The organism is Thermorudis peleae, assembly GCF_000744775.1.
Lineage (GTDB): Bacteria > Chloroflexota > Chloroflexia > Thermomicrobiales > Thermomicrobiaceae > Thermorudis > Thermorudis peleae.
Genome location: NZ_JQMP01000003.1, coordinates 39,909 through 64,245 on the forward strand (window position 1 = coordinate 39,909; position 24,337 = coordinate 64,245).

At 64.2% G+C, this 24,337-nt stretch carries 21 protein-coding genes and 1 tRNA gene; 12 read left to right on the plus strand and 10 right to left on the minus strand.

Features of this window, described 5'->3' with window-relative positions; all coding sequences use genetic code 11:
* The first annotated feature begins 5 nt into the window (after window positions 1–5).
* On the plus strand, window positions 6–1,328 hold the full coding sequence (locus N675_RS03275) for a 3-isopropylmalate dehydratase large subunit (RefSeq protein WP_038038076.1): 1,323 nt from the start codon (window positions 6–8) through the stop codon (window positions 1,326–1,328).
* The gene (locus N675_RS03280; protein ID WP_338417738.1) at window positions 1,325–1,849 is read left to right on the plus strand and encodes a LeuD/DmdB family oxidoreductase small subunit; all 525 of its coding nucleotides are present in this window, start codon (window positions 1,325–1,327) and stop codon (window positions 1,847–1,849) included. The genes N675_RS03275 and N675_RS03280 overlap by 4 nt, the downstream gene beginning before the upstream one ends.
* Here the strand turns inward: N675_RS03280 and N675_RS14715 are convergent.
* Window positions 1,846–3,918 (minus strand): acyltransferase family protein, encoded by a 2,073-nt coding sequence (locus tag N675_RS14715; protein ID WP_051914024.1) that lies wholly within the window; start codon window positions 3,916–3,918, stop codon window positions 1,846–1,848. The two genes, N675_RS03280 and N675_RS14715, sit on opposite strands and share 4 nt — an antisense overlap.
* Window positions 3,919–4,123: 205 nt before the next feature.
* On the opposite strand from N675_RS14715, the gene N675_RS03290 reads away from it, so the two are divergent.
* A tRNA-Glu gene (locus N675_RS03290) sits at window positions 4,124–4,197 on the plus strand.
* Window positions 4,198–4,281: 84 nt separating this feature from the next.
* Here the strand turns inward: N675_RS03290 and ggt are convergent.
* From ggt to groES, 8 genes are all read right to left on the minus strand, one after another.
* On the minus strand, window positions 4,282–5,913 hold the full coding sequence (ggt, locus tag N675_RS03295) for a gamma-glutamyltransferase (protein ID WP_038038077.1): 1,632 nt from the start codon (window positions 5,911–5,913) through the stop codon (window positions 4,282–4,284).
* A gap of 26 nt (window positions 5,914–5,939) precedes the next feature.
* Window positions 5,940–6,740: a class I SAM-dependent methyltransferase gene (locus N675_RS03300; RefSeq protein WP_038038078.1), complete on the minus strand. Its 801-nt coding sequence runs from the start codon at window positions 6,738–6,740 to the stop codon at window positions 5,940–5,942.
* Entirely contained in the window at window positions 6,730–8,079 is a 1,350-nt protein-coding gene (locus N675_RS03305) for an SH3 domain-containing protein (RefSeq protein ID WP_051914026.1), read from the minus strand. Before N675_RS03305 ends, N675_RS03300 begins: the two co-directional genes overlap by 11 nt.
* Window positions 8,076–9,407, minus strand: a complete 1,332-nt coding sequence (locus tag N675_RS03310) for a glycosyltransferase 87 family protein (protein ID WP_051914028.1) — start codon at window positions 9,405–9,407, stop codon at window positions 8,076–8,078. Before N675_RS03310 ends, N675_RS03305 begins: the two co-directional genes overlap by 4 nt.
* Window positions 9,400–10,314: a lysylphosphatidylglycerol synthase transmembrane domain-containing protein gene (locus N675_RS03315; RefSeq protein WP_038038079.1), complete on the minus strand. Its 915-nt coding sequence runs from the start codon at window positions 10,312–10,314 to the stop codon at window positions 9,400–9,402. The genes N675_RS03310 and N675_RS03315 overlap by 8 nt, the downstream gene beginning before the upstream one ends.
* Entirely contained in the window at window positions 10,311–11,573 is a 1,263-nt protein-coding gene (locus N675_RS03320) for a glycosyltransferase (protein WP_051914030.1), read from the minus strand. Before N675_RS03320 ends, N675_RS03315 begins: the two co-directional genes overlap by 4 nt.
* Window positions 11,574–11,772: 199 nt before the next feature.
* Entirely contained in the window at window positions 11,773–13,386 is a 1,614-nt protein-coding gene (groL, locus tag N675_RS03325; protein WP_038039210.1) for a chaperonin GroEL, read from the minus strand.
* Window positions 13,387–13,465: 79 nt separating this feature from the next.
* Complete coding sequence (gene groES / locus N675_RS03330; RefSeq protein ID WP_038038080.1) at window positions 13,466–13,771, minus strand: co-chaperone GroES; 306 nt, start codon at window positions 13,769–13,771, stop codon at window positions 13,466–13,468.
* Between the two features lie 237 nt (window positions 13,772–14,008).
* On the opposite strand from groES, the gene N675_RS03335 reads away from it, so the two are divergent.
* The gene (locus N675_RS03335) at window positions 14,009–15,178 is read left to right on the plus strand and encodes a pyridoxal phosphate-dependent aminotransferase (protein WP_038038081.1); all 1,170 of its coding nucleotides are present in this window, start codon (window positions 14,009–14,011) and stop codon (window positions 15,176–15,178) included.
* Here N675_RS03335 and N675_RS03340 read toward each other — a convergent pair.
* Entirely contained in the window at window positions 15,175–16,032 is an 858-nt protein-coding gene (locus N675_RS03340; protein ID WP_051914033.1) for a Nif3-like dinuclear metal center hexameric protein, read from the minus strand. The genes N675_RS03335 and N675_RS03340 overlap by 4 nt on opposite strands.
* Before the next feature lie 112 nt (window positions 16,033–16,144).
* On the opposite strand from N675_RS03340, the gene selD reads away from it, so the two are divergent.
* From selD to N675_RS03380, 8 genes are all read left to right on the plus strand, one after another.
* Window positions 16,145–17,209 (plus strand): selenide, water dikinase SelD, encoded by a 1,065-nt coding sequence (gene selD / locus N675_RS03345; RefSeq protein ID WP_081886828.1) that lies wholly within the window; start codon window positions 16,145–16,147, stop codon window positions 17,207–17,209.
* An 11-nt stretch (window positions 17,210–17,220) separates the two neighbouring features.
* A complete protein-coding gene (gene rsmA / locus N675_RS03350) occupies window positions 17,221–18,075 on the plus strand; it encodes a 16S rRNA (adenine(1518)-N(6)/adenine(1519)-N(6))-dimethyltransferase RsmA (protein ID WP_051914035.1) in 855 nt (284 codons plus the stop codon).
* Entirely contained in the window at window positions 18,059–18,955 is an 897-nt protein-coding gene (gene ispE / locus N675_RS03355; protein WP_051914037.1) for a 4-(cytidine 5'-diphospho)-2-C-methyl-D-erythritol kinase, read from the plus strand. The genes rsmA and ispE overlap by 17 nt, the downstream gene beginning before the upstream one ends.
* 196 nt (window positions 18,956–19,151) lie before the next feature.
* Window positions 19,152–20,633 (plus strand): ABC transporter substrate-binding protein, encoded by a 1,482-nt coding sequence (locus N675_RS03360; protein ID WP_051914039.1) that lies wholly within the window; start codon window positions 19,152–19,154, stop codon window positions 20,631–20,633.
* Window positions 20,634–20,675: 42 nt separating this feature from the next.
* Entirely contained in the window at window positions 20,676–21,572 is an 897-nt protein-coding gene (locus tag N675_RS03365; RefSeq protein ID WP_038038082.1) for a carbohydrate ABC transporter permease, read from the plus strand.
* Window positions 21,569–22,453 (plus strand): carbohydrate ABC transporter permease, encoded by an 885-nt coding sequence (locus N675_RS03370; protein WP_038038083.1) that lies wholly within the window; start codon window positions 21,569–21,571, stop codon window positions 22,451–22,453. The genes N675_RS03365 and N675_RS03370 overlap by 4 nt, the downstream gene beginning before the upstream one ends.
* 52 nt (window positions 22,454–22,505) lie before the next feature.
* Window positions 22,506–23,555, plus strand: a complete 1,050-nt coding sequence (locus N675_RS03375; RefSeq protein ID WP_231577923.1) for a Gfo/Idh/MocA family protein — start codon at window positions 22,506–22,508, stop codon at window positions 23,553–23,555.
* Window positions 23,556–23,570: 15 nt separating this feature from the next.
* A complete protein-coding gene (locus N675_RS03380) occupies window positions 23,571–24,323 on the plus strand; it encodes a ThuA domain-containing protein (protein ID WP_038038084.1) in 753 nt (250 codons plus the stop codon).
* The last annotated feature ends 14 nt before the right edge of the window (window positions 24,324–24,337 follow it).

Here is a 24,337-nt window from a genome sequence, read left to right on the forward strand (position 1 = left end):
GCACGATGCCGGGGAAGACCTTTGCCGAAAAGGCACTAGCGCGCGCCAGCGGGCAACCAACGGTCACAGCGGGAGCGATCGTCGACGTACGACCGGACCGCATCCTCAGCCACGACAATACTGCAGCGATCGCCCGAGCCTTTGCCCAACTCGGCTTTACGCGCGTTGTTGATCCTGAACGGCTGGCGATCACGCTCGACCATGCTGTACCGCCGCCGACTGTGCGTCACGCACAAAATCATGCTGAAATTCGTCGCTTTGTGACCGAGCAAGGGATCCGCCACTTCTACGAGGCAGGACGTGGCATTTGCCACCAGGTGCTGAGCGAAGAGGCGCTGGTACTGCCGGGCCAGCTGATTCTGGGAGCCGACAGCCACACGACGCACTTCGGGTGGCTTGGCGCGTTCGGCGCTGGCGTTGGGCGGAGCGAGGTGCTTGCGCTGTGGGCCACCGGCGAGCTTTGGCTCCGTGTCCCCGAGAGCATTCGGGTCGAACTGCGCGGCACACTGCCGCCTGGCGTGACAACGAAAGACCTGTGCCTGCGCATCATCGGTGACTGTGGCGCCGATGGGGGCATCTACCGCTCAGTCGAGTTCGTCGGCGAGGGGCTGCGACACCTCTCGATCGATAGCCGGATGACGATTGCGAACATGATGGCCGAGTTTGGCGTCAAGAACGCCTATCTTGAGCCGGACGATCAGGTCATGGACTGGCTTGCCCCACGGCTTGCTCGCCGGACGGGCCGCGATCTCGCGGACTGCCGCGCCGAGATCGCCGCTGGCGCGCTCTACCCTGATCCTGACGCGGTCTACGAGCGAGTCCTTTCCTACGACCTCAGCCAACTTGAGCCGGTCGTGGCGTGCCCCCACACCGTCGACAACGTGCGGCCGATCAGCGAGGTTGCCGGCACGCGCATCGACTACGCCTTCATCGGCACGTGCACCAACGGCCGGCTCGAAGACCTGGAAGCAGCAGCCCAGGTGCTGGCTGGGCGGCGTATTGCCCCACACGTCCACCTCGTCGTGATCCCCGCGTCCGCTGAAGTCCTGCGCGAGGCGATGGCGCGCGGCATCGCCCAGCAACTGGTCGAGGCTGGCGCGATGCTTGGGGTACCCGGCTGCGGGCCGTGCATGGGAAACCATTTCGGCATTCCAGCGCCGGGGGAAGTGGTGATCTCCTCGGGGAATCGCAACTTCCGCGGGCGGATGGGCTCACCTGAAGCGGCGATCTATTTGGCTAGCCCGGTTGCCGTCGCCGCGAGCGCGCTGCGGGGGCAGATTACTGATCCACGCGAGGTGCTGGCCACAACAGCAACAGGAGGACGATGATGCGGTGGACTGGACGAGCCTGGGTCTATGGCGACAACGTAAGCACCGATGTCCTTTTCCCCGGCAAGTACACGTATACGATCGTTGATCCAGCTGAGATGGCTCGCCATGCCCTCGAAGACCTTGACCCGACGTTCGTCGAGGGGGTACAGCCAGGCGACATCGTGGTTGGTGGCCGCAACTTCGGCTGTGGCAGCTCGAGGGAGCAGGCAGTGCTGGCACTGCGGGCAGCCGGGGTGCGGGCCATCATCGCGGCATCGTTCGCCCGCATCTACTTTCGCAACGCGGTCAACCACGGTGTGCTGCCGATCCAGTGTCCGGAGGCTGCCGCAGTGATCCAGCACGGCGAGCGGGTCACGATCGATACGGAGGCTCGCACCATCACGTGCGCCGCTGGCACGTTCACCTTTCCGCCGTTGTCGCCGTCAGTGCAAGCGATTCTTGATGCCGGCGGACTCATCCCGATGCTCTGCCAGCGGTTTGGCCGCCCGGTACCACCGAATTTCCAGCTGCCTGGCTAGTGCACACCGGCCTGCGCAAGGCGCTGGGCCGCGGCCTGCACCTGCGCGACAACAAGATGCGCATAGGCCTGCGCGCCCTCTGGACGGAGGTGGATGCCGTCGTCCCAGAAGTATTCTGGATGCCCGGTGCTGGCGGCGTGCCAGTCGATCAACGTTGCGTTCGGATGGCGCTGGCTGACGCGGGCGAGCACGGCGTTGTTGTTCGCCTCCCACTGGCGCGGCACTTTCACATTCACGAGAATCACCTGGCGGGTATCGCCGATGATGTCGAAGAGTTGCTCGACCTCGTCCTCGGTCATCCAGCCGTTGTTGCCGACGTGAATGACGACAATCTGGCCAAGTTGGCCGGCCTTTGCTCGGCTCTGGAGCAACGACAGCGCTCGTGGCAGTGAGAGGCCGACTTCCGCATCGATGCCCAGGTTCGGCAGTGCGTCCTGGAGCGGTTGCAAGGCTCCGAGCATGACGGAGTCGCCGATCGCCGTCACGTGATAGCGCGCAAGGAGTGAGGCTGGCGCGGTGGGCGTGGGCACTGGTGTGGGCGTCGGCGGCACCAGTGTGGGGGAAGGAGCGCTGGTTGGTGTCACTTGCGGCGTCTCGGCTGGCGATGCCGTCACGGGCACGGGTATCGAAGTCGGCGTCGGCAACAGTGTCGGGGTCGGCGGCAGCGTCGGTGTCGCAGCCACCGCAGCAGCGCCATTGCCGATCGTATGCACCGCGGTGACTGTGAGGTAGGTAGGAGGCGCAGACGGCTTGGCCCGTGCTGCGCTAATCATCACCGCGGCAACAAACACGATGCCGCACGAGACGACTGTCATCCCGAGCATACCTGTCCGCTGCCGCAGCGCTGCGACTTGTTCACGACGCCAGGTCTGCCAGAGGCGCCCGACCAGGCCAGTGCGGAAGGGTTGCTCAATGAACCGGTACGATAGCTCTGCCAGGATGGCCGTCACGAGGCAGCGGAGGACAAAGAGCGGCAATCCCTGCAGCGGCACGTCGAGCTGGGGACGGGTCAGCATGATCACCGGCCAGTGCCAGAGGTAGATGCTATATGAACGCAAGCCAACCCATTGCACTGGACGCAGGGTGAGCACGGCTGGCAGGCTCCGCGACAGGGGATGAGTGACAAGGACAAGCACAGCGGCGCTGGCCAGTGCTGTCACCGCGAAGCCGCCGCGATAGAGGGCGGGATGGGCTTCGTTCAGCATCACCAGGCAGAAGACGAGAACACCAAGGCTCAGCCAACTCGCGACTTCCGCCAGCCAACGCCGGTCGGTGCTGGCTGTGGCAGCGGACGCCGGGCGCGCACGTAGCGGCCAGAGCCAGGCGAGCAGCGCACCGATGAGCAACTCGGCCGCGCGGGTATCGGTGCCGTAATAGGCTCGGGGATTCTCCCCAATGCCGCGAGCAAGCACCGCCATCAGCAGAGCAGAGACGACAATGCCTATGCCGACGGTAGCGACCGCGCGGCGCTTGGGCCACCGGGCCAGCCATACTGCACAGATGACCGGCCAGACAAGGTAGAACTGTTCCTCGACCGCGAGCGACCAGAGATGTTGCACAAGCGGCGGGCGCCCCATGACCACAAAATAGGGTTGGTGACGAAAGACAAACGCCCAGTTGGTGACGTAGAAGAAAGCTGCGAGCACGTCACCACGGAGGCGAGCGACCTCGGCGGGGTCAGTGAGCTCGACGTAGGCGAGCAGCAACACGAGCATTGCGTAGAGGGCTGGGAGGAGTCGCCGGGCCCGGCGGAGCCAGAACCGCGGCAGGTCGATACGCCCCTGGGTCGCCTGCTCAGCAAGCAGCAGACTCGTGATTAAGTAGCCGCTGATGACGAAGAAGACAGTGACGCCAAGAAACCCGCCAGGCAACCACGATGGCGCGGCATGGTAGATGACAACAGCGGCAACGGCGAGCGCTCGCAACCCGTCGATTGCAGGCACATGCGGCAAACGCGGCGAACGCCGCCGCTGGACGACCGGCGTATCGACTGCGTGCGCTGCATCGAGCGCCCGATAGCGCTCCCAGAAGGCTGCGTGAACCCGCGCTCTTCCCGCTTCGTCCGCCATCGCCCCTCCCACGAACCCGCGACGTTGCGAGCGCAGGGGCACTCCCGCCATTCTCGCGTTTTACTAGTGTATACTGCGCGCAGCTCTGCAGGCATCCAACTCATCGTCAGCGCCCGCGACGTTGATCGGCACGGCGAGCAGCGCTAAGAGCGGCACGGCTGGCGAACGGGCGCGCCGGCATGCTATACTCTTCTCCGTTGTAGAGGGCGCATTCGTCTAGCGGCCAAGGACACCGCCCTCTCAAGGCGGAGATCACGGGTTCGAATCCCGTATGCGCCACACGCGCTGCCCTGCCAGGCTTTCTGGCAGGGCGTTCTTGTTGCCCCGTCAGGCGACGCCAGGCCCGCGTGCCTCGCTTACCGACTAGAAGCCGAGTGCGAGCCCCTCGGCGCGTGGGTCGCTTGCCGCTGTCAACACGCCGGTGACAGGATCGCGCGCGATCACTTGCATTGCCCCACCAGATCCCCAGGGGCCAAGCAACTCGAGCCGGTGACCGCGCTCAGCCAGCGCCTGGCGTGTCGCTTCGGGATAGCGCGTCTCGATGCGCAAGGCAAAGGGGTTGGGCAAGTTGATGGGATCAGTGCCAGGAAAACTCTGCCAGCGCGGCCATTCGACGACGTCCTGCACTGGTCGCTGGTAGTCGATCAGCTGGACAAGTGCCTGCAGGTTCCACTGCGGTTGCTGGTCGCCGCCTGGTGTGCCGCCAACCCAGCGAAGCGCGCCATCGCGCATGACCATCCAGCAGTTGAGGGTGTGCATGGTGCGCTTGCCGGGCGCGATCACGTTGGGATGCTCGGCTTCGAGCGTGAACCCCCGGCCAGCCCGGTTGTTGAGCAACACGCCTGTCCGGCCGGCGACAACATGGCTGCCGAAGGGAGCAGAGAGGCTGTGAATGAAGGAGACCGCGTTGCCCCACCGGTCGACGACGCAGAGGTAGGTTGTCTCGCCAGGGCGAGGATTGATCGCGCCGGGTGGAACGTCATCCTGCGCGCGCTGGCGATCGAGCTGGGCAAAGCGCTGACGCGCGTACTCCTTGTCGAGCAGGGTTGCGAGTGGGACATCGACAAAGCGCGGGTCGCCGCAGTAGGCAAGGCGGTCAGCGAACGCCAGCTTCTTGGCCTCAACAAGGAGATGGACGAGATCGGGACCGAGCGGGTCAAGCGCGGCGAGATCCACCTGTTCGATGATGTTGAGCGCTTCAAGCACGATCACACCTTGCGTGGGCAAGCCAGTCTCGAAGACGGTGTAGCCGCGATAGGTAGTTTGGATTGGCTCGCCGACGTCACAGGCGTAGCCGGCAAGGTCACTGGCAGTCAAGAGGCCGCCGTTTTGCTCGATGAACTGGCCAATCTCCTGGCCAATGTCACCCCGGTAGAATACCTCAGGGCCATGCTGCGCAACGGCGCGGAGCGTCCGCGCGAGGTCAGGCTGGCGAAAGATGGTGCCAGGAGGCGGCACATCACCATCCGGGAGGAAGATGGCCCGCGAGGTTGGATACTTGGCGAGTTCCGCTGCATGGGCCGCGATCGTCGCACTGCCATCTGGCGTCAAGGGGAAGCCCTCTTCAGCGTACTGGATAGCTCGCTCGAAGAGTGCTGAAGGCCGCCAGGAGCCGAAGCGTTCCAGCGCCGTGAAGTAGACGGAGACAGCGCCGGGAACGGAGATCGATAACGGGCCGTAATAGGGCATCTTCTGGTAGCCGCGGCTGACGAAGTACTCACGCGTGGCTCGGGCTGGCGCACCACCCGAGCCGTAGAAGGCTGTAATGCGTCCTGTGGCAGCGTGGTAGTAGAGCGCAAAGGCATCGCCGCCAAGGCCGCACATAGCCGGCAGCACGACGCCCGTGACGAGCGCGGCGGCAATCGCGGCGTCCATGGCGTTGCCACCAGCCTGGAGGACTTCCAGACCGGCGGCCGTCGCCAGCGGATGCGCTGTCGCGACGACGCCATTGCGGGCAAGGACCGGCGGGCGGTGCAGTGGCTCTTGCTCAAGCATCGTTCCCTCCTTTGCAGGACAGCAGGTTACCGGCGTTGCGCGACAACTTCAAGATGTGGCCGGAGCCAAACCGGCAATGCGCGCACTGGCAGGTGGCGAGCCAACGCACGGAGCACCGGCGACGGGAGCTTGCGAAGTTGGGCTGGCGTTAGCGCTGGCTGTGGCACGAAACGGCAGGAGAATCCCCATGCCCGCAGCAACCGTGCGAGCGACCCCGGCGTGAAGAGGGAGGGATGCCAGAACGGGTAGTCGTACAGCCCAGCGAGGCGGTAATACGGCTCACCGAGGAGGCGATTGGGTGTCTTGATGAGGTAGTAGCCGCCGGGGCGAAGCACGCGTACAACCTCGCGCACATGCTCAGCCGGGTCAGGCAGGTGCTCGAGTAGATCACAGGCGATGACGACATCGAACGCAGCTGTGGCGAGGGGAAGGCGCTCGGCGTCGCCGCCGATGACGCGGGCCACTGGCACGCGCTCGTGGATTGCCCGCAGCGCCGTCCGGGCGAGATCGACCGCGGTGAGGTCACGGAACCCCCACGCAGCCAACTCCTGCAGCAAGAAGCCACCGCCTGCACCGAGTTCCACCACGCGTGCCGACCGCGGCTGCTGGCGGAGCCACGCAAGCAGGCCGAGTGGGGCGTTGTAGGCACCGTACGTGTTTGCCCACTGGGGGTAAACCTCGTCAACCCGCTCGTAAAACAGCTGCCGCACTGCCGTCGTTGGAGGCACCGCAGCGTAGCGAGCGGCGCAGGCGCGGCAGAGAAACGCGCGGCCAGTAAACCGCTGCCCGCAGAGCAAGCAGGGCCGTGTTGACCGCTCAACGACCACGGCGTGCCTCCCACCAGGCGAACACGTCACGCCGATGCGTCACTGCCCACCAGCCAAGCGCAACGACGACAAGCAGCGCCTCGAGGGTGATCAGGACGGGATCGCCAAGGACGCGGCGGGCATAAGTGCTTGCCATGCCGTGGAGAATCGAGCCAAGCGGAACGGTGTCAGTATAGTGGGCATTGAAGACGAGACCACCAGCCGGTGCACCAGGGTTGTCCGCACTTTCAAACGGCAGCCCGCCTGGCGGGCGCGTCCATGACCAGCGCACGAAGAGCGACCGCGTGCCAGCACGCACGGTGAGGCGCAGGTAGCAGTCGCGCGTCGGGTGGGCGGGCGGTAGATGCAGCTCGATGGTGTTAGTCAAGCCTGACCAATGGCCGTCGTCGAGCGCCCCGCTGGTCAACACGGTTGGGGCAAAGGTCGGGCGGAAGATCAAATCACCGCCGGCTGGCGTGTCGCCTTCGTAGCGCATGCCCTCGGGGTAGACGTCCGCCGGGGCATACCGCAGGGTCACCGCATGGCCGGGTGTTGATCCACGAGCGGTAATGGTGAACCGGTAGAGCCGCTGGTAAGAGTCTGGCAGTGGGTCGAACGAGAAGGTGACATGGCTTTCGTCGTGCAAGTCAGCGACGTTGAGCTGCGCTTCGCGGAGCAGGGCGCCGGTCTGGTCGTCATAGAGTCGCAAGATCAGCACGCCAGTGTTGTGGCGTGTCGCCGGTGGCAGCGAAGCGAAGCGTGCCTCGTCGATGTAGCCGCTGCGGCCGTCAGGCAGACGGACATGCGCCCAGCCCTCGCGCGCCCCGTCAACCGCGACCTGCACGCCACCGGGCAAGACGGTGATCTCGTTGCCAGCAATCGGCGCTTCACGCACGGCGACCGGGCCATCGTTGCGGAGCGTGCCAGTGCCTGGGGCGAAATCGGCGCCATAGGTGCTGACGCGCACGGTGATGCCGTTCAGCCCAGGATAGCGCGAGAGGAACGATTGCCCCACCACCCGGCCGTCAACCAGCTCCCCGAGCCAATCCTCACTTGACGGCCAGGCATAGAAATCCCGGTCGGGATAGCGAGGATCGAGCTCAGGCGCATAGCTTACCTCGACGCGCGCGCCGTTGGTGAGCGCGGGTTGGGTACCGGGCGTAAAGGAGGTCGGAATGTTCAGGCCAATGGTAATGCCATCGAGACCATCCGCAGCCGAATAGAACGGCTGGCTAATGGTTGTGGACACCGTAACCGTGCTGGACGTTGGCGGCAAGTCAGCAACAAGCGCGAGGGGTGCACGACAACCGGCGATGAGCAGTCCGGAGGCGAGCAGCAGCCAGGTCAGAGGTCGCTTCATTGCCACCCCTCTTCTTCAACAGACACGGAGCGCGCAGCATCACACGCTACCGCCCAGTGGTAGGCCTCCCACGCCAGCCAGAGCGATGCACCAACAAAGAGCGCGCGCACGGTCGGTTGCCAGACCGTGGTCGGCAGCAGTGCAGCGGCGAGGAGCTGGGGATCGGGCAATTGCTGGACAAGCGCAGGGCCAAGCGGCGCGAAGAGGCTCCAGGTAGCGCTACTACCCCAGCGCGCAAGCCAGAGGAGAAAGAGCCCAACTTGGGCGGCGTGGGCGAGCAGTCGCCGGAGGTCGGTGGCAACGATCAGACTGAGGAGCGGCACTGTCCAGATCACATACTGTGGATTGAAGGGGGTCAGTGCGATCAGCAGCAGGAGCGTCGCGGCGCTGCCCCCAACTGCCGCCCGTATCCCGCGACCATCACGGCGAATCCAACTAAGGAGCATGGCAAGGTAGACAACGGGGAAGATGGGCAATGGATCGCCATTGGCATCGACGACCGCGATCGCAAGCAGATAGCGGACATGCGGGTAATCATTGAGCAGCGTCAACGTCGGGCTTGCGCCGGTGCGCATCAGCACCAAGGTATCCAGCCCAAGCCACACACAGCCAGCCAGGATCAGCAAGCCAAGCACCTCACGCCACGAGCGGCGGAAGGCGAGAATGTAGTAGGGCAAGATAAAGAGCGGGAAAAAGCGCACCAGGCCGCCGAGCACGACGGGAATGAGGCCGAGGAGCGGCCGCCTACGCTGGGCAAGCACCAGACCGAGGACAACGAGTGCGATAGCGATGGCGTCATGGCGGCCGAAGACGGCGCTGGTGTAGATCGTGATCGGGTTCAACCACCAGAGCGCAAGCACACGCGTGCGCCAGCGTGGCGCAGCGAGTTGCTGCAGTAATAGCGCGATAGTGGCATCAGCGGCAAGATAGGGCAGCTTTAAGAGGAACAGTGCGCGAGGCAAGTCAGGATAGGCCAGGAAACGGCTCAGATCCTGCGGCTGCGCGCCGATCCCGGCCACGCCGGAGTAAGGTGACCAGATGCCATCGCTGCCGGGCAACAGCCAGCGGATGGCAGCAAGCCAGAGCGTGTGCAGCAGCTGCACCATCACCTGGCCGCTCCAACTGAACCATCCACCCTGCTCCAGCATCATGGCGCTGCGCGAATAGATCTGATAGAGGTCAGAATGGAAGCTGATCGGCATCAGCAGTAAACGGACGGCCAGGCCAAGCGCCCACACTGCAGCAGGAGAGACGAGCCAGCGACGCCAGGATCGGCGTTGGCGCAGCGGTTGCACCGTCGTGGTGGTGCGCTCAGTCACCTCAATCATTGCCCGCCTCCTGCCAGGGCTGGCAGACGAGCGCAGCCAGGCCCAGCCCGGCAAGCGCGATCCCACGGGCAAGCACAGCGAGCGTCGCGATCAGACCAGTCGGATACCCAAGGACATAGCCAAGGCCGACCATGCTCGCCTCACGCACACCGAGTCCACCCGGGATCGGCACGAGCATGCCAGCGACAACCGGCGCGCCAGCGAGCAACAACGCCGCTGGAACGGAAAGCGCGAGGTGCAACGCTGCTGCAGCGAGCCAGACGCTGAGGATATCCACTGTCCAGCGCATGAGCGAGAGTCCAAACGCCCAGCCATAGCTTTCCGGCGAGCGGAGGAGCGTGCGTGTGGCCTGGTACGCTTCGCTCAGCCACGCCTGCAGTCGCGTGCTCCACCGCCACGCGAGCCAGCCCGCTAGCGCAAGGATGCCAACCGCCACCACAAGCAGCGCCGCGACAGCAGCGGACGGCGTCGCGAGCGAGATGCGCCGAGCTTGGGGGAGCAGCGCGAGCCCGGCCAGGCCAGCGAGCAGCGGCCCGAGCACATCAAGCGCTTGCTCAAGGAGGAGAGTTGGAACGGCGCGCGCGAGACGCACACCGTAGATCTGACGCGCTACCACGCCCTTGACTGGAGCCCAGGCATAGCCGGGGATCAGGTAGTTCGAGAGCGTGGCCCAGGTCGTCACGTGGACCGCAACGCTGAGGGAAAGAGGCTGGCGGATGACGCGCAACAGCCGCTGCCACCGCCACGCGTGCAGCACTGGCGAGAGGGTAGCGCAGGCGAGCGCGCCGAGCGCTGGCAGCCAGCGGATCGTGCTCAGGGCGGTGCGCGTTGCCGTTTGCGTCATGCCCCAGCCGAGCAGCAGGATAAACACACTGATTCCGGCGAACATGCTGGCCCAGCGCTTCATCGCCCGCCGTCTCCCCGTACACGCGCGCAGGCCATCTCAAGCGCCTGCTGCAGCAGACGCTGGCGCACGGGCGCACTCGCTTGCTGGAGAAACGTCTCGCGGGCCGCCGCGCCGAGCCTCGCCCGGAATGCCGGGTCACGCAGGCGGCGGATCGCGGCCGCGAGCGCAGCGGGGTCAGCTGGTGGGACGAGCACGGCGGTGCGATCATGTTGCAGCAGGGAGCGCACGGCTGGGCTCTCGCGCGTCACGAGCGCCGCACCCATGGCCATGGCTTGATAGACCTTGTTTGGCACAACCTGCGCAGCCTTTGCGGTATCGCCAAAGATGCCGAGCACGACGTCGGCCGCGGCAATCCAGTGTGGCAGTTCATCGGCCGGCACCGGCGGCCGAAAGCGCATGTGCCGCAGGGCAGCGTCGGCCGCGAGGTTGTAGGCCTGCTCCCAACACTGCCCTGCACCGATCATCACGCAACTGACTTCTGAAGCGCTCAGCTGCGCAATTGCCTGCACGATCGTCGCTGTGCCATGCAAGGGGATGAAGGAACCGTAGAAGAGTACGCGCAACGGCTCGGCGTCAGCATTGGGCCACTGGCGGCGATAGGCGGCGCGTTGCGCTGGGCTGACACGTTCGGGATCGAAGAGCGTGTCATCGGCGCCAACGGGTACGATTGCGAAGCGAGACGGCGGCAGCCCACTGAGCGCTTGCATCGCCCGAGCATGCTCGGGGGTGTCAGCGATGACAACCGTTGCCGCGCGCAATGCAGCGCGGTCGAGCCAGCGCAACAGGCGGGCACGCGGGCTGTTCGGCGGCACGACGGCGCGGTCCTCAACGAGCGTCTCGCTCAGCGTCACAAGCGGGGCATAGACCAGCGGCTTGCCGGACGCGCGCGCCAGGCGGCCAAAGAGCAGGGCATCGAGCTGTCCAGGATAGCCGATGAAGAGAACGTCGTGCGTGGCGACAAGGCGACGAGACGCGCGCCACAGCAGTTGTGCTTCAGCACATGCCACGCGGAAGCCGAGGCTGCCTAGCCTGAGCAGGTTGTGAAAGGGAGAGAGCCGATCAGTGAGCTGAGCGAGCACGGGCGTCGTGACTTCGGTTACCGAGCAGCCGAGGGCGCGGGCCGCTGCAAGCAAGAGCGCGTTACTGGGATAGTCGCGAAAATAAGTGCCGATGGCGAGGAGACGCGGCGGCGTTGACCACGCTGCTGGCTGGCGGTCACGGTGGGTGACAGAATGAACCAACGCTGGTTGCACAGTCACGACTGGGCGGCCCCTCACGGCATCGTCACACACGCATCTGCCCCTCTTTCGGTTTAACGAACGACTGCGCCGTCGGTTGCGTTCCGCGCCGCCGCGCCGCTAGGGAGTCTACGCCAGCCAGCCGATGTCGTCAGCCTCCGGCACAAAACAAACACCCCCGCTGGGTAGCCAGCGGGGGTGCGTCAAGACGCGCGAGGGTTTAGTACTCCATGCTCGGAGCCGGCGTCTTCTCCTTCTCCGGCTTCTCCGTAATGAGCGCTTCGGTAGTCAGGATCATCGCCGCGATCGAGGTCGCGTTCTCGACCGCCGAGCGGGTCACCTTGACCGGGTCGATGACGCCGAACTCGAGCATGTCGCCATACTCTTCGCGGATGACGTCATACCCGATGTTCGGGTTGTTCTGCTCCTTCTGCAGGCGGCGGATCGTCTCGATCACAACCGAGCCATCCAGGCCGGCGTTCTCGACGATGCCGCGCAGTGGCTCTTCAAGCGCCCGCTTGACGATCAGCGCGCCAGTGCGGACATCGCCCTCGAGGTCGCTGAGGTCATCGAGCGCCGAGACCGCATTGAGCAGCGCCACACCGCCACCCGGCACGATGCCCTCTTCGACCGCGGCGCGGGTCGCGCTCAGGGCATCCTCGACGCGGTGCTTCTTCTCCTTCAACTCGACCTCGGTGGCCGCACCGACCTTGATGACTGCGACACCACCGGCCAGCTTGGCCAGCCGCTCCTGCAGCTTCTCGCGGTCGAAGTCGCTGGTGGTCTGCTCGATCTGGGCGCGGATCTCGGCGATGCGAGCCTTGATGTCCTCGGGCCGGCCATAGCCTTCGATGATCGTGGTCTTATCCTTGGTGGAGACCACGCGGCGAGCCCGACCGAGGTCCTCGAGCGTTGCCGACTCAAGCTTGCGGCCAAGCTCCTCGGAGATGACGCGGCCACCGGTCAGGATGGCGATATCGCGGAGCATCTCCTTGCGGCGATCGCCGAAGCCCGGCGCCTTGACGGCCAGCGCGTTGAGCGTGCCGCGCAGCTTGTTGACGACCAGCGTCGCCAGCGCTTCGCCGTCGACGTCCTCAGCGATGATCACGAAGTTCTTGCTGACCTGGAGCACCTTCTCCAGGACTGGCAGGAGGTCAGAAACCGCCGAGACCTTCTTGTCGGTGATCAGGATGAACGGCTCCTCGACCTCGGCCTCCATCCGCTCGGAGTTGGTCACGAAGTAGGGCGAGATGTAGCCGCGGTCGATCTCCATTCCCTCGGTGTACTCGACCTCGAAGGCCAGGCCCTTGGACTCTTCGACAGTGACGACACCGTCCTTGCCGACCTTCTCCATAACCTCGGCGATCAGGTTGCCGATTTCCGTATCGGCAGCCGAGATCGACGCAACGTGCGCGATATCCTCGCGGCCGCGCACTTCCTTGGCGACACTCTTGAGGTGATCCACCACCCGCTTGCTGGCGATCTCAATGCCGCGGCGCAGCAGCATAGCGTTGGCGCCAGCCGCGATGTTGCGCAGCCCCTCGTGGACAATCGCCTGCGCCAACACCGTCGCGGTCGTCGTGCCGTCACCAGCGACGTCGTTGGTCTTGGTTGCGGCTTCCTTCAGGAGCTGGGCGCCCATGTTAGCAAACGGGTCTTCCAGCTCGATCTCTTTGGCGACGGTCACGCCGTCATGGCTGACGGTCGGTGCGCCGTACTTCTTGTCCAGCGCGACGTTGCGCCCCTTCGGGCCAAGCGTCGTCTTTACCGCGTTCGCAAGGATGTCGACGCCTTCTTTCAAGGAACGCCGTGCTTCCTCGCTGAACTGGATCATCTTGGCAGCCACGGCTTCAACCCTCCTTCATCCCTGTTGCCTCAACGACTGCAGCCGATAAAAACGGCGGCTCACGTCGTTACTCCGACAGAACCGCCAGGATGTCTTTCTCGCTCAGAATCAGGTACTCTTCGTCATCGATCTTGAGCTCGGTGCCGGCGTATTTCGCGAACAGCACCTCATCGCCGACTTTCACTTCCATCTCCAGCCGGCGGCCATCGTCCGTCAGCCGGCCCGGCCCAACGGCGATCACCTCACCACGCTGCGGCTTCTCCTTCGCCGTATCGGGCAGCACAATCCCGCTCTTGGTGACTTCCTCCCGCTGGATCGGCTTGACCACCACTCGATCACCCAGCGGCCGGATCTTGGTGCTCGTTAGAACCATCTCCGACCAACCTCCCTGTAGCTAGACGCCCGTGACGACCACTCACCCGATTAGCACTCGAGCATTTCGAGTGCTAATCCACTTGCAAATACTACTCATCACGAGCGCGCAATGCAAGAGGAAGGTGCATCCTTATTGCGTTCGCCTGGATCAATGTTGTCCCAGGCGTGCACACCTGGCCCTGATCAGGCATAATCCCGCGGAGGAGAGATAGGCCTTTCACCAAGGAGGTCGCGCGTGGAGTATGTCGTTGCCGACCGTGTTCGCCAGCTTCGCCCTTCGGCCACCCTTGCCGTAAGCGATCGCGCCCGCGCACTGCGCGCTCAGGGCATTGACGTCATCGACCTGGGCGGCGGCGATCCCGATTTCCCCACCCCAGCCCATATCTGCCAGGCTGCGGCCGACGCCCTCTTCAAAGGCGAGACACATTATGTCGATTCAGCTGGCATTCCACCCTTGCGCCGGGCGATCGCACGCAAGCTGGCCACCGAGAACGGCATCCAGGTGGAACCAGACCAGATCATCGTCACTCCTGGCGGCAAGGCGGCACTCTTCGTCAGCATTCTCGCGCTCGTCGGCCCGGGCGACGACGTGTTGATGTTTGACCCGGGCTGGGTCTCGTATGAGCCGATGGTGGTCATGGCAGGTGCTAGCTGCCGTCATGTCTCGCTCTCGATCCACGACAACTACCGGATCACGCGCGAAGCGATTGAGGCTGCGCTGACCCCACAGACCCGCGTTGTCATCTTGAACAGCCCGAATAACCCGACGGGGCGGGTGGCAACCCGCGAGGAGCTTGAGGCACTGGCAGCTGTTGCCCAGGAACGAAACCTGATCGTCATTTCAGACGAGATTTACGAGAAACTGGTCTATGACGGCCGCGAGCACATCAGCATCGCCACGCTGCCGGGCATGGCGGAGCGAACGCTGGTTGTCAACGGCTTCTCCAAAGCCTATGCCATGACCGGCTGGCGCTTGGGCTACGTCGCTGGGCCGATGCCGCTGATCCGCCAGATCATGAAGGTGCACAGCCACTCGGCGACCTGCGCCACCTCATTCGCACAGTGGGGCGCAGTGACCGCGCTCGAGGGGCCACAGGACAGCATCGCCGCGATGGTCGCTGCCTGGGATCGACGGCGTCGCCTCGTCACGGAATGGCTGAATGCGGTGCCAGGATTCCACTGCCCCTTGCCGGAGGGCGCGTTCTACGTTTTCCCCGATGTCAGCGGCACTGGGCTGAGCGGCGATGAGGTGGCAACACGGCTGATCGAGCAAGCCCACGTCGCGGTGACGCCGGGGAGCGCGTTCGGCACATCGGGCAGCAATTGCATTCGGCTCAGCGTTGCGACCGCCGATGCGTTGCTGGAGGAAGCGGTCAAACGGATCGCCCGCGTCTTCGGTGGCTAGTGGGCTGGCACCTGCGGCGCACTTGTGCCCGCTTCGACGCCGATTAACCGCACGATCTCGACGTCATACTCGGCGAGGACGGTAAGATAGCGATTGATGCCGACGAGGTCGCCGGGCAGGTGCCCCATCACCACGACGTTGCCCCGGGCATCACGGAGTGCTTCAAGCTCAGCCGGCGCAAGGTGCAGGTAGAGCACGGTGCCGACGCCGTGGGCGAAATAGGCCCGGGCGACCGCTGCGCCGCCGTTGGTTCCTGCACCGTGGACAACGGCAATCCGTCCAGCCGGACGATCGACTGCGCCGACGGGCACCATCGGCGGCATTGGTGCTGTGGCGAACTCCGGAATCGTTAGCAGCGCATCGAGCACGTCCTGGACAAGCGGCTCGCGACCAAGCGAGGCACAGTGCCGCTCGATTGTTTCCGCGATGACCCGCCGACCAACCTCGTCGAGCGGAAGATGCAGATTGAGGAACGGCAAGCCGAGCAAACGGGCAACAGCCGGCGTTTGCTCGTAGTTCTGGGCATGGTGCTGGAGCGTCAGCCGCCGCACGAGCGGCGCGATCGCCGCTTTCGCTTCCTCGCGCGGCACGCCGTGCTCAACCATCAGGTCGACATGTCGCGCGAGAACGTCGACAAAGTGGACGACCGCGTCACCACCAGCCGGATGGTGCGCCAGCACGCCGTCGCAGCCGAGCTCGCGTGCAAGCAGCAACTCGGCAGGCCCAACATCAAGGGCAACCAGGAGACGGCGGATCCCATCTCCTGGGACGTAAACCGCGCTATCGCCCGGCAACTGGCGCATCCCAGCCATATCGAGCGCGCACTGAACCATCACATCAGTACTGACTGGCATGCAACGTCCCCTCCTCCATGGTTGTGGCTCGCCATCGCTTTCAATCACGAAGTATGCTTGAGCGGCAGACGGCCGCATGCCGGATCGCGGCCCTGGAGGAGTGTCTGCACTGATGGATAAGCGCGACATTGTGCGTCTGACGACACTCGCCCACTGTGCTGGGTGAGCGGGCAAGCTCGGGCCCGAGGCATTGGCGCAGGTCCTGCGCCCGCTCGAGCGCTATCATGATCCGCACGTCCTGGTCGGTCTGCAGACCAGCGACGATGCGGCTGTCTACGCCGTGCGCGATGACCTGGCGCTTGTCCAGACGCTCGACTTCTTCCCCCCGATCGTTGATGATCCCTTCACGTTTGGGGCGATCGCTGCGGCTAATGCGCTGAGTGATGTGTACGCGATGGGCGCGATGCCGATCCTTGCGCTCAACATTGCAGCCTGGCCTGACAGCCTGCCGCTCGAGCAACTGGCCGACATTCTGGCCGGGGGTGCGAGCAAGGCCGCCGAGGCCGGTATTGTCGTTGCCGGAGGACACACCGTCACCGACGACGAGCCGAAGTACGGCATGGTGGTCACCGGCGTAGCACACCCGCAGCAGATTTGGACGAAAGCTGGGGCACAGCCCGGTGATGTGCTCTTCCTCACCAAGCCGATTGGCACAGGCGCGATCAGCACGGCGTTGAAGGCCGGCACCGTCGCCCCGGAGCACCTAGATCAAGCGGTTGCCTCGATGTTACGCCTCAATAAACGTGCAGCCGAGCTCCTGCACGATTTTCCGGTGCACGCCTGCACTGACATTACTGGCTATGGGCTGATCGGCCACGCGATGGAAGTAGCACAGAAGAGCGGCGTTCGCCTCGTGATTGTGGCCGAGGCAGTGCCGCTGCTCGACGGTGCCGTAACGTACGCCCAGGCCGGCTACCTCCCCGGCGGCATGCGCCGCAACCGGGCCTATTACGCCGAAGGGCCGGGCAACCTGGTGGACTGGGACAGCGCCATTCCACCAGTGCTCTGGGACCTGTTCTTCGACCCTGTCACATCGGGCGGGTTGCTGTTCACGCTACCGCCGACGGCCGCCGAAGCAGCCGAGCGCGCGTTTGCCCACGCAGGCGAACCGCTCTGGCGCATTGGCTGGGTCGAGCCCGGTCTTGGCATCCAGGTTGTGACCCGCGACCGCCCCTAGCCTATCGCCCGATGGTCGACCGACCGGCACGCATCCGCGACCAACTGAGCCAGCTTGGCCTTCGTCCTCGCAAGGCACTCGGCCAGCACTTCCTACATGACCGCGGTATTGTGCAGCGGATCGTCACGACTGCGCAGCTCATGCCCGGCCAGCTCGTCGTCGAGATCGGCCCAGGACTTGGCATGCTTACCGCGGCGCTGGTTGAGCGAGGCGCGCAGGTTATTGCAATCGAGCTCGATGCTGATCTTGCTCAGTACCTCACCGAGCACTTCGCTGGCCAGCCAGTCACCATTGTGCACGCCGACGCACTAACCGTCGACTACGCGGCACTGACCGGCGGCCAGCCGTACGTCGTCGTCGCGAATCTACCCTATAACGTTGCGACCGCGATTCTTGAACGACTGCTCACCGGTCAGCATCCGCCGGAGCGACTGGTCGTGATGGTGCAACGCGAAGTTGCCGAGCGGCTCGCTGCCCGTCCGCCACAGATGAGCCTGTTGAGTGTCCTCGCCCAGACATTCACTGAGCCCCGAATTGTCTTTCGGATTGGGCCGGGCGCATTCGTGCCTCCGCCAAAGGTCGAATCGGCGGTTGTGACGCTAGATCGGCGGGCCGAGCCGCTCGTGCCGCAAGCTGAACAGTCCGACTTCTTCCGCGTCGTTCAGGCAGGATTTCAGCAGCGCCGCAAGCAACTCGTCAACGCACTCGCGCATGGTCTTGGCCTGCCGAAGCCAGCGGTTCACGCGGCCCTGCAGGCAGCGGCCATTGCGCCAACACGCCGTGCTGAGACACTGACGATTGCAGAATGGCTCACCCTCAGTCGCACGCTGCGCGAGCAAGGAACAGCGCATGACGTGGCAGGTTGAACTGCGCCGCCCACTTGTGCTTGTTGCACCAGCGAAAGTGAACCTTGGGCTCGAAGTCCTGGGCCGCCGCCCTGACGGCTACCACGACGTCGTGACCATCCTGCAGACGATCAGTTGCTTCGACCGGATCGTGCTCCGCCCAGCCCCGACACTGCGCTATACGCCACCGCCCGACATCGGTAGCGATGACCTTGTGCAGCGTGCGCTTGACCTGCTCGCGGCCGCCGGTGTTCGGCTCCAGGCCGCGATTCACCTCACCAAAGTGATCCCCATTGCAGCCGGGCTTGGGGGCGGAAGCAGCGACGCTGGCACGCTGCTCGGCGCGCTCCAGTACGCTGGTGTCCCACGCACGCTGCTCGACGAGATCGCCAGGACGCTCGGGAGCGATGTGCCGTTCTTCCTCGCGGGCGGCACCGCGCTGGCTCGCGGACGAGGCACGGAACTGGAGCCGCTGCCGACGCCATCACGCTGGCTTGTGGTCGCTGTGCCGCCGCTCAGCCTGCCAGCCAAGACGGCAACGCTGTACGGTCGGTTGTCCCCAGCTGACTACAGCGATGGCCATTCGACGCTCGCGCAAGCCGAACGCCTGCGACGTGGGCAGGGACTTGAGCCGACGCACCTGCGCAACGCTTTCGCCCGGACGCTGCTCGAATGGCCAGCCTGCCGCGCGCTCGTCGACCAGCTTGCGGCGGCGGGGGCAACGACCTGCTGGCCGAGCGGCGCAGGGCCGGCGTGGTTCACCGTGACTGAACAGTGGTGTGCTGCGTGGCGGCTCACCTGGCTGCTTCGCCAGCAGGGCATTACCGCATTCTCCTGCCATACGGTTGGGGCGGACATGAACCGCCCGCGTGCGCAGGCAGCGTTTGCCCAGCACTCCTAAGTGGTCATTCGCTCACCAATTCTTACCTGTTCCACCCTCCCTGCAGAGCAGGCATCTACTGGGGGAGCGGGCAGGGAAAGGGCACGTTTCGTTCTGAAAGTGTTGCAGAGATATTGACAAGCGAAACCTTTCATGTTACGATACGATCAAAACCAGCGAGGGGCGAGACAAGACGCGCAACACGAGGAGGGATGCAATGCACGCCCACCGAGTCACCCGCCGAATGTTTCTCAGGACACTTGCGCTTGGGCTTGGGGCATCGGGAGCGGCCGGGCTCTTGAGCGCCTGCGGTGGTGGCGCAACGCCAACAGCAACGCCAACCACGGGCATGGCAGCTGCCCAAGCCAGCCCGGCGGCTACAGCGACATCAGCTGCGCCAGCCGCGACGCAGGCGGCTGCGACCCCGACACGAGCCGCAACGACCAGCCAGCCGGTGAAACTCACGCTGCTTGAGCACCAGAAGCCACGCGTTGATCTGCTCAAGTCACTCCTGCCGAAGTTTGAAGACGCGATGAAGAGCCAGGGCAAGAACATTACGGTTGAATTACAAGAAGGCCCGGCAGAAGACTCCGAGTTCTATAGCAAGCTCACACTGGACTTTAGTGCTGGGACGGCGGCCGACGTCACGTCCTTCGGATACGATCGCGTTGCCCAGTTTGCCTCCAGTGGCTACCTGCTTGATCTGACCCAGTACGTGAACGCGTGGCCAGATTGGAAGGCACACTTCTACGAGAAGCTCCGCCAGCAAGTAACCCAGTCGGACGGCAAGGTCTATGCCATCCCGCGCGAAGCGACCATCATGGAGCTGTTTTACCGCAAGGATATCTTGACCCAACTCAACATACCGACAACCCAGCCCCAGAGTTGGAAAGAGCTGCTCGACCGCATGACGCAGGCGACCAAGGCGACGGGCAAGCCCTCGCTGCTGTTCCCAGCAGGAGAGTCATGGGGTGGGGGCACGTTTGCCGAAGGCTTTATTCACTTGATGCTCGGCACCGATAGCTCACTCTACCAGAATGGCAAGTGGGTCGTGCGCAGTCCGGGGCTAACGGCAGTCTTCACGTTCTATCAGCAAATGGTTGAGGCCGGTGTGCTGCCGGTGCAACCGCTCTTGAATCCAGAGCCGTGGGTGCCGACAAAGTATCAGGCATTCCCGAAGGGTGATTTGCTCTGCACCACCGGTGGTACCTGGAGTTGGATCTTCGACTGGGGGCCGAAGGGAGCTGCACCGATCGACGGGCTGTTCGACAAGGTTGCGACCTGGCAGTTCCCGACGCAAAACGGGAACGGCACATTCGTTTACGGCGCAGTCGGTTGGGTCTGGGCAGCCTCAGCGAAGACGAAGTATCCGGATGCCGCGTGGGAGCTGATTAAGTGGCTGGCCAGTGGTGAAGCGATGGCCCAGAATGCTGTCACCATCGGTGCGGCGGCGCCGCGCGATGACATCCAGTCGATTGCGCCCTACAGCCAGATGCCGTTCCTGATTGATGCCGAGAAACAGCTCACGAACTCGCGATCCTTCTCCTATCCGCCGGGTACCGATAAAATTGAACAAGCAGTGGGCGAGGCAACCCAAGCGGTGATCACCAAGGCCAAGAACGGCCAGCAGGCAGCTGATCAGTTTGCCCAGCAGGCGACGCAGCTCCTGGGGTCGAGTAACGTCACGACGATGTCATAACGTGTGGCCGGCCGAGCGGCGTCGGCAGCGAGGAGCGGAGCGATGCAGCCAGTTCGCACGTGGCGTGATGCCGTTTTTGTCATCGCATTCTTATTCCCGGCGCTGGCGCTGCTCGGCCTGTTCATTGTCTGGCCGGCCATCTGGGCATTCGCCCAGAGCCTCACGAACCGGTCGTTAACTGGGCCGGCAGCGCTTCATCCCCAGTTTGTTGGACTTGAGAACTACCGTCGATTGCTGCAGGACAGCGAGTTTCATGCTTCGCTCGGCAAATCGGTCCTCTTTGTCCTGCTCTCAGCAATTATTGGGCAGACCGTTGCCGGGTTTTTCATTGCGTATCTCATGGCCCGGCGCCCGGGCTGGCAGTTGCGCTTTACCCCAGTGTTCGCAGCCATCTTCGTCCTGCCCCTGGCTGCTCCCGAGACTGTGGCGGCGCTGGCATGGGCAAGTCTCACGACCGGGACGCCTGAAGGGCTGCTGAACCGCGCACTCAGTCTGGTTGGGGCTGGGCCGGTGCAATGGCTGCAACAGTATGCGTTCCCGGTCATCATCGTGGTCAATATCTGGCGGGGAATCACCTTTGCCATGGTCTTCTTTGCCGCTGCCATTGAAAGTCTGCCGACATCGGCACTGGAGGCGGCCATGATCGATGGGGCGACCGCTGGCCAGCGGCTCTTCCGGATCGTCATTCCGATGCTTCGCCCACAGATCCTCATCTTCTTGATGCTCACGACGATTACCACTTTCGGCATCTTTGGGTTGGTCTACTTTCTGACGCGTGGTGGTCCCCAGAATGCGACCGAGATCATCGGTATCTACGTCTACAAGCGAGCGTTCCAGTACTTTGACATCGGCCTTGGGAGCGCGGCGAGCGTTGTGCTCCTCTGCTTGCTGCTCGTTCTTGGTCTCTATTACGTCCGCCTCATGAAGGAGCAGGTATGAGTCGCGAACTGTCTGCATCGCGTGCGCACGCGACCGTTGCACCGGCAACCCAGCGTCGCCTTGGCGCGCAAAACCTCGCCCAGTTCGGTGCCTATGGCCTCTTAGTGCTCCTCGCGATTTTCTCCCTCGTGCCATTCGCCTGGGTTGTGCTGGCGGCATTCGATGCCCACGCGACGATCTACTTTCAGATTCCCCGATCATGGACATTGCAGCACGTGATCGATCTCTTTACCGAAGCCGACGGTGTGCGCTTGATTATCAACAGTCTGATCTATACCCTGGGCGCAACGGTGGTTACGATTATCGTTTGCACGATGGGTGGGTATGTGCTCTCGCGTTTTGCCTTCCCAGGCTCGCGAGTGCTGCTGTTGGGCATCCTGTTGCTCCGCATTGTTCCGCCGACGGCAACCATTGTCCCGCTCTACCTCCTTGCCACGAGCCTGGGCTTTCGTGACACCTACCATGGCGTCATCCTCGTGCTGGCTGCACTGCAGACGCCGCTTGCACTCTGGATGCTGAAAGGCTTCTTTGACGCAGTGCCTATTGCCATTGAGGAGGCGGCGCTGGTCGATGGGGCAAGCCGGCTCCGCGCCGCTTTCCAGGTCGTGCTGCCGCTTGCTGGCCAGGGGGTGGCTGCGGCAGGGCTGATTGGCTTCATCGGCGCGTGGAGCGAATTCCTTATCCCGCTCGTCTTGATTTCTGACCAGGACAAGATGCCGATCTCGATCGGGATGTTCCGGGCATGGATTTCCTACACGCAGGTTGACTGGGGATTGCTCGCTGCCTTGTCGATAACCTACATGATCCCGGCTGTCGTGTTCTACGTCATTGCCCGACGCGCCTTACAAAGCTCGATTGCTGGTGGGCTGTCGGGTGTCTAGGCCCACAGCGGTACTGTTTCACCACGGCTCGGCCAGATGATGGGAGGAGAGTGTGCAACCGATCGGTGTGGATGCGCGTGCGGCTGAGCCGCCGTTGCGCGTTGCGGTTTTTGGTTGTGGAGTGATGGCTCGAGAGCATGTCAAGGCTGCCCTGCAACGGCCTGGACGCGTCACCGTCGTGGCCGTTTGTGATCCGTCGCCGCAGGCGTATGCGGCAATGGCCGCGTTGTTTGAGGCAGTTGGGCAACCCGCGCCGCCGAACGTGCCCGACCTGGCTCTCCTGCTTGCGCGTTACCATGATCAGCTTGACCTGGTGCTGATTGCTACGCCGCATGCCGTCCATTTTGCGCAGGCGAGTGCGGTACTCGCCGCTGGGCTGCCAGTTATCCTAGAAAAGCCCATGGTCACCACGGTGGAAGAGGCGAGGGCATTGGTTGCGGCGCAGCATCGCGCTGGGCGCGAACTGATCGTGGCGTTTAATGGCAGCCTCTCACCACGCATTCGGGAGGCGGCACGGCTGCTCCAGCAGGGCGAGCTTGGAGATATCCTGCTCATTGCAGGAACCATCTGGGAGGGATGGCGCACTGCCTATCGCGGCCACTGGAAGCAAGATCCAGCGGTATCGGGCGGAGGGTTCTTCTTCGATACCGGAGCGCACCTGCTGAACACAGTCGCTGATCTCGCTGGACAGCCGATCATTGAGGTGGCCGCGTGGCTTGACGAGCGGGGTGGCCCTCCCGGCCTCGAAATCCTTGGGACCGTGATGGCACGGCTCCAGCGTGGTGGGCTGGTCTCGCTGGCAGCCTGCGGAGACACGATTCGTGTCTGTGCTTCGGAAATTACAGTGTTTTGTACCCAGGGCATCGTTCGGACCGATGCGTGGGGGCGGAGCCTCGCTGTCCAGCGGAACGGTGAGGAGACAGCGTATGACATTACGCAGGACGAGCCACATGACGTATGGGACGTTGCCCAGGCCGTGCTGCGCCACGGTCAGCCCAATCCCTGCCCACCGGAAGCAGGACTGCGGATGGCACTGTTCTGGGAAGCAATCCAGCGTTCGGCGAAGCAGGGTGGGCAACCAGTTGTCATACAGCCTGACTGAAAGGGGTGCAGCGCGATGACGGTGAAGCCGGTGCGGGTGACGATCTGGAACGAATACCGGCACGAGCGACAGGATCCCGCGGTGCGTGCCCACTATCCGGCAGGCATCCACGCGGTGCTGGCCGCAGCCCTGGAGGCGGCTGGCTGCACGGTGCGCGTGGCCACGCTGGACGAGCCGGAGCACGGGTTGGACGCGGCCACGCTGGCGGCGACCGATGTGCTGGTCTGGTGGGGCCACCTGGCACACGAGGCCGTCGCCGACACCGTCGTCGACCGGGTGCAGCAGCGTGTGCTCGATGGCATGGGACTGGTGGTGCTGCACTCCGCCCACGAGTCGAAGATCTTCCGGCGGCTGATGGGCACGACCTGCAAGGTGATGTGGCGCGAGCGTGGGGAACGGGAGCGGGTGTGGGTGGTGCAGCCGGCCCACCCGGTCGCGGCTGGGTTGCCGGAATACTTCGAGCTGCCGCAGTCGGAGATGTATGGCGAGCCGACGGACATCCCGGCGCCCGACGAGCTCGTCTTCATCAGCTGGTTCCAGGGGGGCGAAGTCTTTCGCAGCGGTGGCGCCTACACCCGCGGCCGGGGCCGGATCTTCTACTTCAGCCCGGGCCATGAGACCTTCCCGATCTACCATCACCCGCTCGTCCAGCGGGTCATCGTCAACGCGGTGCGCTGGGCAGCCCCCAACGACTTCTCGGGGGCGCCGGTGGCCGGTATTCGCCAGGGCGGCGCGCACCGGCCGGACCCGCTGGAGCCGCTGGACTAAGGGGAGAGGAGGCC

Coding starts and splice junctions, on each gene's coding strand:
- N675_RS03275 (WP_038038076.1), top strand. CDS start 6: ATGCCGGGGAAGACCTTTGCCGAAAAGGCACTAGCGCGCGCCAGCGGG.
- N675_RS03280 (WP_338417738.1), top strand. CDS start 1,325: ATGATGCGGTGGACTGGACGAGCCTGGGTCTATGGCGACAACGTAAGC.
- N675_RS14715 (WP_051914024.1), bottom strand. CDS start 3,918: ATGGCGGACGAAGCGGGAAGAGCGCGGGTTCACGCAGCCTTCTGGGAG.
- ggt (WP_038038077.1), bottom strand. CDS start 5,913: ATGCTTGAGCAAGAGCCACTGCACCGCCCGCCGGTCCTTGCCCGCAAT.
- N675_RS03305 (WP_051914026.1), bottom strand. CDS start 8,079: ATGAAGCGACCTCTGACCTGGCTGCTGCTCGCCTCCGGACTGCTCATC.
- N675_RS03310 (WP_051914028.1), bottom strand. CDS start 9,407: ATGATTGAGGTGACTGAGCGCACCACCACGACGGTGCAACCGCTGCGC.
- N675_RS03315 (WP_038038079.1), bottom strand. CDS start 10,314: ATGAAGCGCTGGGCCAGCATGTTCGCCGGAATCAGTGTGTTTATCCTG.
- groL (WP_038039210.1), bottom strand. CDS start 13,386: ATGATCCAGTTCAGCGAGGAAGCACGGCGTTCCTTGAAAGAAGGCGTC.
- groES (WP_038038080.1), bottom strand. CDS start 13,771: ATGGTTCTAACGAGCACCAAGATCCGGCCGCTGGGTGATCGAGTGGTG.
- N675_RS03340 (WP_051914033.1), bottom strand. CDS start 16,032: ATGCCAGTCAGTACTGATGTGATGGTTCAGTGCGCGCTCGATATGGCT.
- rsmA (WP_051914035.1), top strand. CDS start 17,221: ATGGTCGACCGACCGGCACGCATCCGCGACCAACTGAGCCAGCTTGGC.
- ispE (WP_051914037.1), top strand. CDS start 18,059: ATGACGTGGCAGGTTGAACTGCGCCGCCCACTTGTGCTTGTTGCACCA.
- N675_RS03360 (WP_051914039.1), top strand. CDS start 19,152: ATGCACGCCCACCGAGTCACCCGCCGAATGTTTCTCAGGACACTTGCG.
- N675_RS03365 (WP_038038082.1), top strand. CDS start 20,676: ATGCAGCCAGTTCGCACGTGGCGTGATGCCGTTTTTGTCATCGCATTC.
- N675_RS03370 (WP_038038083.1), top strand. CDS start 21,569: ATGAGTCGCGAACTGTCTGCATCGCGTGCGCACGCGACCGTTGCACCG.
- N675_RS03380 (WP_038038084.1), top strand. CDS start 23,571: ATGACGGTGAAGCCGGTGCGGGTGACGATCTGGAACGAATACCGGCAC.